Raw genomic sequence first — 12,731 nt, 5'->3', positions numbered from 1 at the left:
TCCCACGGCGCTGTGAAAACAGTTCAGGCGGGCTGGGCTTCGGTTTCGCTCCAGTCCTTGGCCCAGCCTTCATCGGGGCGAAACATTTCATCGCCAGCGTGCTGGGTGAACTCGATCGCCATGTGGTCGCGGGGCAGTTCCAAATGCTCGGACACCAGATCCAGCAGGGCGACGGCGAGCTGCTCGCGCCATTCGGTCGGGCGCCCGCGCCGGATGTCGCACATCAGCACCACGCCCGGCACGGGCTCCGCGTCGGCACAGCGCCACAGGCTGCCGTTCGTGAGTTCGCGAAACCCGACGCTTACGCGCCGTGGGGTGGTCTGCATGAGTTGTGCGTAGGTTGCCCCCAGCTTGCTCGCCAACGCCTTCTTGGTGGCTTCGGGATATTCGGCGGGCACGTCGAGTTGCAGATAGGGCATGTCGATTCCGTTTCAAATGGTGATTTGTGCATCATCCATCGCATAGCGGCACCGGTGGTTGCAACGCATGCAGGCGTGCCCGCCCGCGGATTTGACCTGCGTCCGATCGGTCTGCGCGGCTGGCCGTTGTAAGTTCGGTGTGCCCCTGCCTTCTGGACAGAAAATAACCACCTCAGGTGCAGCGCCCGTTCTGCGGGCATTACGAGTCTTCGTGCGCCGTCTATCCACAAGGTTGCCCAGAGGTCTTGGGTAAAACATGCGCGGGCCCGGCGCCGCGATTCGGCGCGCGGGCCGGGCTTTCGCATCGGTCACCTGTGGTCGCGTCGCTTGGGGCGCGCGATCGCTGCGCGCGGATATGGCAAGACCACAGCCGGCGATGCGACAACTGGCCGTGCTTATTTGCCGTGATAGAATAACGATATACGCAAAAGTTATGATGGCGCGCCGCGCTTTACCGAGGGCCGTATGTCGCAGCATTCTCCCGAAGTCGTTGGTTTTTATGACGAGCCAACGGGCAGCGTCCAGTACGTGGTGATCGACACCGCAACGAATCGCTGCGCCATCATCGATCCGGTGCTGGACTTCGACCCGGCGGCCGCGACGACCGGCACCGAGCAGGCCGACGAGATCGCAGCGTTCATACGGGCCCGGTCGCTCGAGGTCGAGTGGATTCTCGACACCCATCCACACGCGGACCATCTCTCGGCCGCCTGCTACCTGCAGACCCTGTTCGACGCCCCGCGTGCGATCGGCCGCCGGGTTACGGAGGTGCAGGCGCTGTGGAAGGATATCTACAACTTCGGCGCGGATTTTCATACCGATGGGCGGCAATGGGATCATCTGTTCGCGGCGGGCGAACGCTTTCGGATCGGCACATTGCCGGCCTACGTGATGTTTTCACCGGGCCATACGCTGGCGTCGATCACTTATGTCGTGGGTGATGCCGCGTTCGTGCACGACACCCTGTTCATGCCGGATTTCGGCACGGCCCGCGCAGACTTCCCGGGCGCGGATGCGCGCGCGCTCTATCGTTCGATCGGCGAGATTCTGAGTCTGCCCGATGAGACCCGGCTCTTTACCGGCCACGACTACCGACCGGGCGGCCGTGAACCACGCTGGATCGCGACCGTCGCCGAGCAGAAGCGCGACAACCCGCACCTGCAGGACATGAACGAGGACCGCTTCGTGGCCATGCGCGAACGTCGCGACGCCGAGTTGCCGCTGCCCGATCGCATGCTCGCTGCGCTGCAGATCAATATCCGCGGCGGCGCAATGCCGCCGGCCGAATCGAACGGGCAGCGGTATCTGAAGATTCCGCTTAATCGATTCTAGAGTCGGTTCGGGCCCGTCTCGTCGCACGCGGTTCGCAACTGGTTAATTGCTAACCAATTCGCCCGCAGCGCCCGCTGTAGAAGGGCTGGCGGCGCTCGCCAACGCCTTATCCACAGGCTTGTCAAAAGCCGGTGTGCAAAACAGTATGAAGTGATGCGCCGGATGGTGTGGATGTCGATCATGGGGGAATTCCGCCATGGACATGGTCATGCAGGGCGCGGGTGATTTCGGCGACCAGGCGATGAACAATCCGGCCTCGTCGATCTACCTATTTCTGCAGCAGCTGCCGTGGGCCGGGTTGACCACGATCGTGGCGACCGTTCTGGCGATCGTGTTCTTCGTGACCTCTGGGGATTCGGGCGCACTGGTGCTGTCGAACTTCACCTACCGGCTCGAGAACGTGAACAACGACGCGCCCGCCTGGATGCGCACGCTCTGGGCGGTGATCATCGGCGCCCTCACACTCGCCTTGCTGATGGCGGGCGGTCTGGACGCATTGCAGAGCGCGGTGGTGGTCACCGGCCTGCCGTTCTCGATCGTGCTGTTCTTCATGATGTTCGGCCTGTTCCGATCGCTGCGAACGGAAGGTTTCAAGGAGCGCAGCCATATCGCGGCGATGTCCGGTGATCTGTCGGGCCGCATTTCCGCCGGCGGCGCCGAGCCCGGCGCCTGGCGCAAGCGTCTTTCGCGCGCGATGCGCTTTCCCGACCAGGCCGAAGCCGAGCGTTTCCTGGCCGAAACCGGGCGGCGCGCGATGGCCGAGGTGCGTGACGCACTGGCCGGCCAGGGGGTTGCCGCGGAGATCGAAACCGATGTCGGCGCCGAGAACGGGCTGGCGCTGCGTGCCGCGATGGCGGACGAGCAGGACTTCGTCTACGGCATCTGGCCGACCCCGGCCATCCGGCCGGCCTTTGCGACCCGGCCGCAGTCGGCCAAGACCGAGTACTTCCGCCTGGAAGTGCACCTGATCGACGGCAGCCAGGGCTACGATTTGATGCACTACAGCCAGGCCCAGATCATCGACGACATCCTCGACCAGTACGAACGCCTTCTGACCTTCCTGCACATGCGGCGTCACGCCTTCGGCGGGGTCAAGCCGATCGCGGGCGAATGATGCGGGCGGTCGAAGCCTGTGCTCCGGCCCGTCCTCGCGGCGGGGCGGACGCGGTGTGTCAGACAGGCCAGACCCACGGCACGAGCGTGAGCGTGATCACGCCGACGAGCAGCGTGAGCGGCGCGCCCAGACGCAGGAAGTCGGTGAAACGATAGCCGCCCGGGCCGTAGACCATGAGATTGGTCTGATAGCCGATCGGGGTCAGAAAACTCGCCGAGGCCGCGATCAGGACCACGATCGCGTAGGGCATGGGCGACTGGGACGCGCCCTGGGCCAGCGATACGGCAAGAGGAAACATGATCACGGCGGCCGCATTGTTGGTCACCATGGAGCTGATCAGTACCGTGGTCACGAACAGCGCGGTCAGCGCCGCGTATGTCGACGACCCGGCCAGGCCAATGAACCCGCCGGCCAGCGCGGCCGCCAGCCCCGTCTGCTCCACGGCCGCGCCGATGCCGATGGCCGCGCCGATGGCGACCAGCAACGGCCAGTCCAGCGTCTTGCGCGCCGAGCCCAGCGTGCAGCAGCGCGCCAGCAGCATCAGCGCGGCGGCGCCGAGCGCGGCGTGCAGGATATCCGTGAGCCCCACGGTAACGCTGGCGACCAGCCCGACCACGATCGTGATCGCGGCATAGGCGCGGTGGTGCTGGGGCGGCTGGGAGTCCTCGATCTGGCTCACCAGAAAGAAATCGCGCGAATGCCGCTGCTGGGTGACGAACGACGGCCGCGCCTCGAGCAGCAGCGTATCGCCGGGCTGGAGCACGATGTCGCCGATCTTGCGCTGGATGCGCGCGCCGTCTCGGGCGACCGCGAGCACCACGGCGTTGTACTGGCCGCGAAAGCCGCCCGCGCGAATGGTCGTCCCCACGAGCGGGCAGCTGTGCGAAACCACGGCCTCGATGAGCACCCGCGCGCGGCGCGGCGTGTCGAGCTTGAAGATCTGTTCGGTGGCCGGCACCAGCCCGCGCGTCTTCTGCAAGTCGACGACCGAATCGACGATGCCCACGAACACCAGCCGGTCCTCGCCCTGCAGCGGTTCGCGCGGTGAAACGGCCGGCAGGATATGGCCGTCGCGTTCGATTTCGGCCAGATACATGCCCGGCAGCTGGCGCAGGCCGGCGCCCTCGATCGTCTGGCCTTCCAGCGGACCGCCGGCGGCGACCATCATTTCCACGCTGTACTCGCGCGGATTATCCATGCGGCCGAGCGCGGGCGTGCGATCCGGCAGCAGCCAGCGGCTGGCGCCGATCATTAGCGCGATGCCCAGCAGGGCGACGGGCAGGCCGACCCAGGCCAGCTCGAACATGCCCAGCCCGTCGTCGATGCCCTGTTGAACGAGCAGGCTGTTGACCAGCAGGTTGGTGCTGGTGCCGATGAGCGTGCAGGTGCCGCCGAGAATGGCGGCGAAGCTCAGCGGCATCATCAGCTGCGACACCGACAGGCCGTGCTTGCGGCACCAGTCCGACACGGCGGGAATGAGCGCGGCGACTACCGGCGTGTTGTTGAGAAACGCGCTCAGCAGAGCGGTCGGCAGCACGAGTTGCGCCTGCGCGTGGGCAACGGAACGGGGCCGGCGCAATACGCGCGTGGCCAGCATCTGGGTGGCGCCGGTATCGCGCAGGCCGGCCACCACGATATACAGCGCGGCGATGGTCACGAGCCCGCGGTTGGAGAAACCGGCAAACGCCGCTTCGGCATTCACGACCCCGCTGAGCAGGAGCACGATCAGCCCGCCGACCAGCACCGCGTCCACGGCGATGCGGGTCATGGTGAGCACGGCGAACACGCCGACGAGCACGGCGAGGGTGAGCAGGGCGTCTAGGGTCATGGTGTCGTCGAGAGGCGCGGCGCAGTGCCGGCCCGCGCGGCGGAATGGGCGGACATTTCGCTATCGGATCAATGCGGTGACTGAATGATAGCGCGCCGCACGGCGTTGTCCGCGAACGGGGTCAGTCGTGGCTGACGTCGCCGATCTCGTTGCGCCAGCGCTCGAAGCCGCCGGCCATGTCGGCCACGTCCTCGAGGCCCATGTCGTTGAGCGTCGCGGCCGCCAGCGCCGAGCGCCAGCCCTTGTTGCAGTAAAGGATCAGCGACTCCGCGCGCGCCAGCTCCGGCTTGTGGTACGGGCTGCCCGGGTCGACCCAGAACTCGAGCATGCCGCGCGGCACGTGCAGCGAGCCGGGCACGAAACCCTCGCGCTTGCGCTCGCGCACGTCACGCAAGTCGACGAGCAGTACGCCGGGCAGGTCGCGCTGGGTGGCCACTTCCTGCGGCGTAAGCGAGACGATGCGTTCACGGGCGGTATCGACGAGTTGCTGGGCGGATTTGGTGACGGGCATGGCGTTGCGGCACATCGAATTGGGCCTTTGATATAGCACGCCCGACCGCCTCGGTGAAACGCGACGCGGGCGCGGCAACGGTGTGTGCGACCCGCGCCGGCCCGCAGGCGTTATGCTGTGCGCGTTTGAATTCCAACCTGCCGACCGCTCGATGACCCAGGACGCCAAGCGACCGCTCTATATCCCCTATGCCGGCCCGACCCTGCTCGAGATGCCGTTGCTCAACAAGGGCAACGCCTTCGATGCCGACGAGCGCGTGGCGTTCAATCTGGTGGGCTTGCTGCCGCAGAACGTGGAAACCATCGACGAGCAGGTCGAACGCGCGTACCAGCAGTACCAGACCTGTACCAACGACCTCGACAAGCACATCTATCTGCGCGGCATTCAGGACGATAACGAGACGATGTTCTTCCGTCTGCTGGAAGATCATCTCGAGGAAATGCTGCCGATCATCTATACGCCCACTGTCGGGCGTGCCTGCGAGAAGTTCTCTGAAATCTATCGCAATCACCGCGGTATTTTCGTGTCCTATCCAGATCGGCATCGCATCGACGACATCATCCGCAGCGCCACCAAGGACAACGTCAAGGTGATCGTGGTCACCGACGGCGAGCGCATTCTCGGGCTGGGCGACCAGGGCATCGGCGGCATGGGCATTCCCATCGGCAAGCTGTCGCTGTACACCGCCTGCGGCGGGATCAGCCCGGCATACACGCTGCCGGTGGTGCTGGACGTGGGCACGAACAACCAGCAGCTGCTCGACGACCCCATGTACATGGGCTGGCGTCACGAGCGTATTTCCGATGCCGAATACGCCGAATTCGTGGACCTGTTCGTGCAGGCGATCCGGCGTCGCTGGCCGAACGTGTTGCTGCAGTTCGAGGACTTTGCCCAGCGCAACGCCATGCCGCTGCTCGCGCGCTACCGCGACCAGATGTGCTGCTTCAACGACGATATCCAGGGCACCGCCGCGGTCGTCGTCGGGTCGCTGCTGGCGGCCTGCAAGGCCAAGCAAGAGTCGATCGCCGACCAGCGCGTCGCCTTCGTCGGCGCAGGCTCGGCGGGCTGCGGCATCGCCGAGCAGATCGTGGTCGCCATGACCGATGCAGGCCTGAGCGAGCGCGAGGCGCGGGCGCGTATCTACATGATCGACCGCGACGGCCTGGTCACCGACGCGATGAGCGGTCTCTATGATTTCCAGCGCCGGCTGGCCCAGCCCCGCTCGGTCGCCGACGACTGGCCATCCTCGACCGGCGATGACCCCTTGCTGACCGTGATCGACAACGCCCGGCCGAGCGTGCTGATCGGCGTGTCCGGACAGCGCGGGCTGTTCTCGCAGCAGGTAATCGAGACGATGCACGCATACTGTGCGCATCCGCTGGTCATGCCGCTGTCGAACCCGACCTGGAAGGTGGAGGCCACGCCGCAGGAGATTCTGGACTGGACGAACGGCGACGCATTGGTCGCCACCGGCAGCCCGTTCGATCCGGCGACGGTCGGCGATGAGCAGCGCCCGATCGCCCAGTGCAACAACGCCTATATCTTTCCCGGCATCGGCCTTGGCGTCATCGCCGCACGTGCCTCGCGCGTGACCGACGAAATGCTCATGGCCGCTTCGCGGGCACTGGCCGAAAACTCGCCGCTGGCCATGCACGGCGAGGGCGCGCTGCTGCCCCCGCTCGAGGCGGTACGCGAACTCAGCCAGGCCATCGCCGTGGCGGTGGCCCGTCAGGCGCAGGCCGAAGGCGTGGCGCTGAAATCCAGCGACGACGCGATCCGCGAGAGCGTTGCCCGGCATTTCTGGTATCCGCGCTATCGGCGCTATCGCCGGGCTGCCTTCTAGCGAGGCCTCAGCGCGGCGTGCGCGCCAGCGCGCACCGGGCGCTCGAAGGCCCGTACACGTCGCGCTGCGACCAAAGTCGACAGGTGGCGCCGGCGACGGCGTGAACGCGTCAATACGGCCATCGCCGCGCGCCGGTCGGGCCGTTTGGCGGGCACACGACTGTGATCGCTTGTCTTTCGCGGCCGTTGTTGCGGTAATCGAACCACAACAACAGCAGCGGCAAAGCGGCTGCGACGGCGGGCATCGACGGATGCCGGAGGAGCGACAACATGCGCACGGCCAAGCCGAGCTATACCCACGGCGCGCACCCCACGCCCCTGCAGGGCGAGACCATCGGGCAGGCGTTCGACCGTGCGGCCGAACAGTGGCCCGACAACCTGGCACTGGTCAGCTGTCACCAGTCGATACGCTGGCGCTACGCCGAACTCAAGCAGCAGGTGGATCGGTACGCGGCCGCCTTCGTGGCGCTGGGGCTCGCGCCGGGCGAGCGGATCGGTATCTGGGCGCATAACTGTGCGGAGTGGCTGATCACCCAGTACGCCAGCGCCAAGGCGGGGCTCATTCTGGTCAACATCAATCCGGCATACCGGCGCGCCGAGGTGGAGTACGCGCTCAACAAGGTCGGCTGCCGTGCGCTGGTCGTCATGCCGCGCCACTCCGCCAGCGACTATATCGAGATCCTGCAGTCGCTCGCCCCGGAGCTGGCCGACTGCGCGCCCGGCGCGCTCGAGAGCGCGGCGCTGCCGACGCTCGACATGATCATCCGCCTCGGCGACGAACGCACGCCCGGCATGCTCAACTTCGACGAGCTGCCCGAACGCGTTGCCGAGGCGCACGTCGCGCGGGTCGAGGAACTCGCGCCGCTGCTGCAGGCCGACGAGCCGATCAATATCCAATTCACCAGCGGCACGACCGGCCGGCCGAAAGGCGCGACGCTGTCGCATCACAACATTCTCAACAACGGCCTGTTCGTGGGCCAGGGCATGGGCCTGACCGATACCGATCGTATCGCCGTGCCGGTACCCCTGTATCACTGCTTCGGCATGGTGATGGGCAATCTCGGCGCGCTCACTCACGGCGCGGCGGTGATCTATCCGGCGGCGTCCTTCGAGCCGGTGGCCACGCTCGAAGCGGTGGCGGGCGAACGCTGTACCGCGCTTTACGGCGTGCCGACCATGTTCATCGCCGAAATGGGCCAGCCCGATTTCGCCGACTATGATCTGTCCAGCCTGCGGACCGGCATCATGGCCGGCTCACCGTGTCCGCAGGCCGTCATGCAGCGGGTGATCGACGAGATGCATATGGACGAGGTGACAATCTGCTACGGCATGACCGAAACCTCGCCGGTGAGCTGCCAGACCGCCGTCGACGATGCCATGGAAGCGCGGGTGTCCACGGTGGGGCGGGTGCATCCCCATCTGGAGATCAAGATCGTGAACGTCGAGGGCCGGGTGGTGCCGCGCGGCGAGCCGGGTGAATACTGCACCCGCGGTTACAGCGTCATGCTGGGCTACTGGGACGACGACGCCCGCACCGCCGAGTCCATCGATGCGGCGCGCTGGATGCATACCGGCGATCTCGCCGTCATGGACGACGCCGGGTACTGCCGGATCGTCGGCCGGCTCAAGGACATGGTCATCCGCGGCGGTGAGAATATCTATCCGCGCGAGATCGAGGAGTATCTCTATCGCCACCCGGCGGTCGCCGACGTGCAGGTGATCGGCGTGCCGGACGAACGCTTCGGCGAAGAGATCTGTGCCTGGGTGCAGCTGGCGGCCGGCGAATCGCTCGACGAGGCCGGCCTGCGCGCCTTCTGCGAAGGCGAGATCGCCCACTACAAGATCCCGCGCTACGTGCGCTTCGTCGAAGGCTTTCCGCTGACCGTCACCGGCAAGGTGCAGAAATACCGCATGCGCGAGCAGATGATCGACGAACTCGACCTCGCGTCCCGCTGAGCGGCTATCGGCATCGGGAGGCGCACGCCGCCAGAGCGATCGTTCACCCGGGTCGTGATCGGAGCGGTGGCGCGCGCCTAGACACCCAGGCGGGCGCGCGGGTTAAACGGCATGGCTTCGGCCATGCGCTCGTAGACGGCGCGGGCCTCGTCGCCGGCGTCGCTGTTGTCGATCGGCGGCAGGGTGATGGCCAGTACCACGTAGAGATCGCCGGGCGTCTTGCCGGGCATGCCGCGGCCCTTGAGCCGCAGCCGTTTGCCGCTGTTGGAATTCGGCGGGATACGAAGATCCACCGGGCCGGCGGGGGTCGGGGTCTTCACCGTGGCGCCCAGCGCGGCCTCCCAGGGCGCGACCGGCAGGTCGAGCACCAGGTCGGTGCCGTCGAGCCGAAAATAGGGGTGCGCGCGAAACGCGATCTCCAGATACAGATCGCCCGCGGCGCCGCCGTGCGTGCCCGGCATGCCCTGGCCGGATAGCCGCAGCTGCTGACCGGCGCGTACGCCCTTGGGCACGTTGATCTTCAGCGAGCGCTCGCGTTCGACCATGCGGCCGCGTTCGTCGCGCGTCGGCGCACGCAGGCGAATCGTGCGGCTGCCGCCGGTGAAGGCATCCTCGAGATCGAGTTCGACGCGCGAGACATGGTCCTGGCCGCGGGTCGCCGCGCTGCCGCGCGGCGCGCCGGCGCCCGCACCGGCATGGCCGAAGCCGCCAAAGCCGCGGCCGAAAAGCGATTCGAAGAAGTCGCTGAAGCCCGAGGTGTCGGCGCCGGGCGCGCCGGCACCGCGAAATTCGTATCCCGGGTTCCAGCCGGGCGGCGGTTCGAAGCCCTGGCGCGAGTGGGCGCGGGTCGGGTCGATCTGATCGTAGGCGGCCCGCTTTTTCGGATCCTTGAGCACCTCGTAGGCTTCGTTGGCTTCCTTGAACCGGGTGTCGGCGTCCGTTTCGGCACTCACGTCCGGGTGGTATTTGCGCGCGAGCTTACGGTAGGCGCGCTTGATGTCGTCTGCCGAAGCATCGCGGGCCACGCCCAGAATCTTGTAGTAATCCTTGTATTCCAAGCCTTCTCTCCGTGCGGCGCGAGCGGCCGCGGCTGACCCATGCCCTCAATATGGCGACTGGTGCGGCGATTCCAATCATCGCGATTCCACGCGTGAATCACGCCAAGCAGGCCGCGGTCGGCGGCCGCGCTGCGGTAGTGTCGGTGGTGGTCGGTCAGCCGCGGCTCTGGCGTTTCGGGCCGCGCCTGGGCTTGCGCCGGACATAGAGCTGCTTGCGCACGCGGGCGACCACGGTTCCGTCGGCGGTGACGATGTCGTTCTCGAACCAGCGCAGGTGCTTCTTGCCCGTCGCCGTGGCTTCGCGCATCTCGTCGCAGGTGGCCTCGTCGAGGACGAATTCGGTATGCACCGTCTCGCGGCCCGGCGCGACAAAGTCGATCTCGCCGGCCGCATCCCAGACGATGTATTCGCGACCCATGCGTTCCAGCGCCATGATCGCCCAGAACGGGTCGCACATCTTGAACAGATGGCCGCCGAACTGGGTGCCCATGTAGTTGCGGTTCCAGGGCCGCAGCCGCAGTTCGACCCGCACCCGCGACCAGTCGGACGCCATATGCGTGACATGGATGCCGCTGGCGGCGAAGGGCGGCCAGACGTTCATCATCCGGCGAAGTACGGCAGGGTGCATGGCGGTTTTTTTGCAAAAGACTGTCGCACCATTCTAGCCGCAGGCGCGGCTATGCCCCAGTCGGCTCGCGGTCTGTCGCGCCGCGGCATCCCGGCGGCCTGTAGATGCGTAGGGTGCGCTGACAGACAGTGGCATGCGGTGGCTGTCCAATACCGGGCAAACACCGTATCGTGGCGAAGCTCCCGTGCCCATGGAACGCAGCGACGGCGCGTCGCTATCCACAACCAGCCTGCGTGCGATGATCGACTACCTCAGTGGCATAGCCGAAGCCCATGCCGTGGACCCGCTGCTCTTCGTGCTCATCTATCTGGTGAGCACGGGGCCGTTCCTGATCGTGAGCGGCTGGCTGTTCCACCATATCCGCAAACAGCGGCCGCTCGCGTTGCTGATCTTTGTCTGGGCGCTTTGTTACACGGCGCCGTATCTCTACGTTCTGGCAGTCGGGCGAGATCTGCCGTTCTGGGTGTATGCGATGGTCGCGCTGCTGATCGTCGGCGGTCTGACGCTTGCCGCGCGGGGGCTGATGCGCCGCCTGCGTCGTTACGAGGAAACGCCGGACTAGCCGCGCTCACCGACCGCGCGTGATGCGGTAGACGTGTTCGCTGGCGTTCTTTACACGCCGGTTGTGCAGCATGCCCTGACCGGCGCGGCCATGATCGCTGTCGATGGTTTCGACGGTGGCCGCGGCGAACTGCCGGCGCACCTCGGTTTCGGGTACGGCAAAGGGCGGCCCTTTCATTTCGTTCTGGTCATAGTCGAGTGTGATCAGCAGCCCGCGCGCCGCGGTTTCGAGCAGGCCGTGCAGATGCGTCACGTAATCGCCACGCATCGCCGGCGGCAGTGCGATGAGGGCCGCGCGGTCGTAGAAACATTCGAACCGTCCGAGCAGCCGTGTATCGGCGGCGAAGAAGTCGCCCACCCAGATTTCGATGCCGGACGCGCGGTAGCGCGTGAATGCCCCGATCTGCTCGATTTGTGGCTCGAGCTGCTGAGTCGCAAAGAAATCGGCGGCCGCAACCGCGCTGAGTTCGATACCCACAACACCATGCCCGCGACGTGCAAGCCAGGCCATGTCCGGCGTCTTGCCGCATAGCGGCACGAGCACACGCGCGGTTGGCGCGAGATCGAGCCCGGGCCAGTGGCGGGCGAGCATGGGATGCCCGTCGGGCTGGTGAAAGCCAATCTGCTGCTGCGCCCAGCGCTCGTGCCAGAACTCGTGTTCCATTTCGGTATCCCCGGGTGCGGCGCTCAGGCCTTCAGATCCAGTTCCGGATAGTGCCGGAATATGCCGTCGTTGTTGAACGCCATGCGCCGCGGCGATTTCAGGTAGGCGGCCAGACGCTCGCGCGCTGCAACGGCGGCGGCCAGTCGACGCAGGCGGGGTATCGCCTTGGCGTGCGCGCGCATCGCGTTCGGAAAGGCGTAGTCGAGCCCGGCGAGAATCTGGAACAGGCTGAGATCGGCGGTGGTACAGGCGTTGCCAACCAGCCAGTGTTCCCCTGCCGGGTTATGCGTCAGCACCGCTTCGAAGTAGTCGAGAAATCTGGGCAGGCGCGTGTCGACAAAGACGCCCGCGCGTCGCGCCGCCTCGGGCTTCTGATCCTCGTAGTGAAGGCCGGAGGCGATGGGGTGGTGGGTGTCGTGGATTTCGGCGGTGAAGTCGGCCAGGGTGAGCTGCAAGCCGTGCCACCAGAGCCGATCGGCCTCGGTTTCCGGCGCGAGACTCAGCCGCGGCCCGAGAAAGGCGAGAATATTGGCGACATGCGACACCTCGATATCGCCTGCGCGCAGAAAGGGCGGGGCGAAGGGCGCACGCGACGACGCATCGAAATCCAGACCACGGTCGACGGCGGCCAGCCCATCGGCCTGTTCAGCTGCGATATCCACATACGCCGCGCCGGCGTCTTCCAGCGCAAGGCGCACGAATTCACCGCGCCCGGGAATGCCGGGCCAGTAGTAGAGCGCGTAGCGCATCGCCACTCCTCGATCTGCAGGGCCGATACGGGATCGCAGCAAACGCCCCGGCCGGGGTCAAATGCGCGA

At 66.3% G+C, this 12,731-nt stretch carries 12 protein-coding genes; 5 read left to right on the top strand and 7 right to left on the bottom strand.

Translation table 11 applies throughout. The features are described from left to right. Nucleotides 1-23: 23 nt before the first annotated feature. Complete coding sequence (locus J7355_RS11890; protein WP_209062989.1) at nucleotides 24-419, bottom strand: hypothetical protein; 396 nt, start codon at nucleotides 417-419, stop codon at nucleotides 24-26. Nucleotides 420-884: 465 nt separating this feature from the next. Here J7355_RS11890 and J7355_RS11885 point away from each other — a divergent pair, with 465 nt between their 5' ends. Both J7355_RS11885 and J7355_RS11880 read left to right on the top strand, forming a co-directional pair. Further along, a complete protein-coding gene (locus J7355_RS11885; protein ID WP_209062987.1) occupies nucleotides 885-1,751 on the top strand; it encodes an MBL fold metallo-hydrolase in 867 nt (288 codons plus the stop codon). A gap of 196 nt (nucleotides 1,752-1,947) precedes the next feature. Then, a complete protein-coding gene (locus J7355_RS11880; RefSeq protein WP_247739954.1) occupies nucleotides 1,948-2,865 on the top strand; it encodes a BCCT family transporter in 918 nt (305 codons plus the stop codon). Between the two features lie 58 nt (nucleotides 2,866-2,923). Here J7355_RS11880 and J7355_RS11875 read toward each other — a convergent pair whose 3' ends face one another. Further along, nucleotides 2,924-4,693 (bottom strand): SLC13 family permease, encoded by a 1,770-nt coding sequence (locus J7355_RS11875; protein ID WP_209062985.1) that lies wholly within the window; start codon nucleotides 4,691-4,693, stop codon nucleotides 2,924-2,926. Between the two features lie 121 nt (nucleotides 4,694-4,814). Further along, complete coding sequence (locus J7355_RS11870) at nucleotides 4,815-5,204, bottom strand: rhodanese-like domain-containing protein (protein ID WP_209062978.1); 390 nt, start codon at nucleotides 5,202-5,204, stop codon at nucleotides 4,815-4,817. Between the two features lie 151 nt (nucleotides 5,205-5,355). Between J7355_RS11870 and J7355_RS11865 the strand changes: the two genes are divergently transcribed. Next, a complete protein-coding gene (locus J7355_RS11865; protein WP_209062976.1) occupies nucleotides 5,356-7,047 on the top strand; it encodes an NAD-dependent malic enzyme in 1,692 nt (563 codons plus the stop codon). A gap of 269 nt (nucleotides 7,048-7,316) precedes the next feature. Then, the gene (locus J7355_RS11860; RefSeq protein ID WP_209062974.1) at nucleotides 7,317-9,002 is read left to right on the top strand and encodes an AMP-binding protein; all 1,686 of its coding nucleotides are present in this window, start codon (nucleotides 7,317-7,319) and stop codon (nucleotides 9,000-9,002) included. Between the two features lie 77 nt (nucleotides 9,003-9,079). Here J7355_RS11860 and J7355_RS11855 read toward each other — a convergent pair whose 3' ends face one another. Both J7355_RS11855 and J7355_RS11850 read right to left on the bottom strand, forming a co-directional pair. Then, entirely contained in the window at nucleotides 9,080-10,060 is a 981-nt protein-coding gene (locus tag J7355_RS11855) for a DnaJ C-terminal domain-containing protein (RefSeq protein ID WP_209062972.1), read from the bottom strand. Nucleotides 10,061-10,214: 154 nt separating this feature from the next. Further along, nucleotides 10,215-10,688, bottom strand: a complete 474-nt coding sequence (locus J7355_RS11850; RefSeq protein ID WP_209062970.1) for a DUF4442 domain-containing protein — start codon at nucleotides 10,686-10,688, stop codon at nucleotides 10,215-10,217. Nucleotides 10,689-10,821: 133 nt separating this feature from the next. On the opposite strand from J7355_RS11850, the gene J7355_RS11845 reads away from it, so the two are divergent. Beyond that, on the top strand, nucleotides 10,822-11,250 hold the full coding sequence (locus J7355_RS11845) for a hypothetical protein (protein ID WP_209062968.1): 429 nt from the start codon (nucleotides 10,822-10,824) through the stop codon (nucleotides 11,248-11,250). 6 nt (nucleotides 11,251-11,256) lie between these two features. Here J7355_RS11845 and J7355_RS11840 read toward each other — a convergent pair whose 3' ends face one another. Continuing rightward, a complete protein-coding gene (locus tag J7355_RS11840) occupies nucleotides 11,257-11,913 on the bottom strand; it encodes a thiopurine S-methyltransferase (RefSeq protein ID WP_209062966.1) in 657 nt (218 codons plus the stop codon). Nucleotides 11,914-11,936: 23 nt separating this feature from the next. Beyond that, the gene (locus tag J7355_RS11835) at nucleotides 11,937-12,662 is read right to left on the bottom strand and encodes a glutathione S-transferase (protein ID WP_209062964.1); all 726 of its coding nucleotides are present in this window, start codon (nucleotides 12,660-12,662) and stop codon (nucleotides 11,937-11,939) included. Nucleotides 12,663-12,731 lie beyond the last annotated feature (69 nt).

This window comes from Endozoicomonas sp. G2_2, from assembly GCF_017744135.1.
In the GTDB taxonomy this organism is placed as follows: Bacteria; Pseudomonadota; Gammaproteobacteria; order Nevskiales; family Salinisphaeraceae; genus Salinisphaera.
The sequence above is the reverse complement of the archived record's forward strand: the minus strand, read 5'-3'. Positions and strand labels throughout refer to the sequence as shown.

Coding starts and splice junctions, on each gene's coding strand:
- J7355_RS11870 (WP_209062978.1), bottom strand. CDS start 5,204: ATGCCCGTCACCAAATCCGCCCAGCAACTCGTCGATACCGCCCGTGAA.
- J7355_RS11840 (WP_209062966.1), bottom strand. CDS start 11,913: ATGGAACACGAGTTCTGGCACGAGCGCTGGGCGCAGCAGCAGATTGGC.
- J7355_RS11850 (WP_209062970.1), bottom strand. CDS start 10,688: ATGCACCCTGCCGTACTTCGCCGGATGATGAACGTCTGGCCGCCCTTC.
- J7355_RS11875 (WP_209062985.1), bottom strand. CDS start 4,693: ATGACCCTAGACGCCCTGCTCACCCTCGCCGTGCTCGTCGGCGTGTTC.
- J7355_RS11860 (WP_209062974.1), top strand. CDS start 7,317: ATGCGCACGGCCAAGCCGAGCTATACCCACGGCGCGCACCCCACGCCC.
- J7355_RS11845 (WP_209062968.1), top strand. CDS start 10,822: ATGCGGTGGCTGTCCAATACCGGGCAAACACCGTATCGTGGCGAAGCT.
- J7355_RS11890 (WP_209062989.1), bottom strand. CDS start 419: ATGCCCTATCTGCAACTCGACGTGCCCGCCGAATATCCCGAAGCCACC.
- J7355_RS11885 (WP_209062987.1), top strand. CDS start 885: ATGTCGCAGCATTCTCCCGAAGTCGTTGGTTTTTATGACGAGCCAACG.
- J7355_RS11880 (WP_247739954.1), top strand. CDS start 1,948: ATGGACATGGTCATGCAGGGCGCGGGTGATTTCGGCGACCAGGCGATG.
- J7355_RS11865 (WP_209062976.1), top strand. CDS start 5,356: ATGACCCAGGACGCCAAGCGACCGCTCTATATCCCCTATGCCGGCCCG.
- J7355_RS11835 (WP_209062964.1), bottom strand. CDS start 12,662: ATGCGCTACGCGCTCTACTACTGGCCCGGCATTCCCGGGCGCGGTGAA.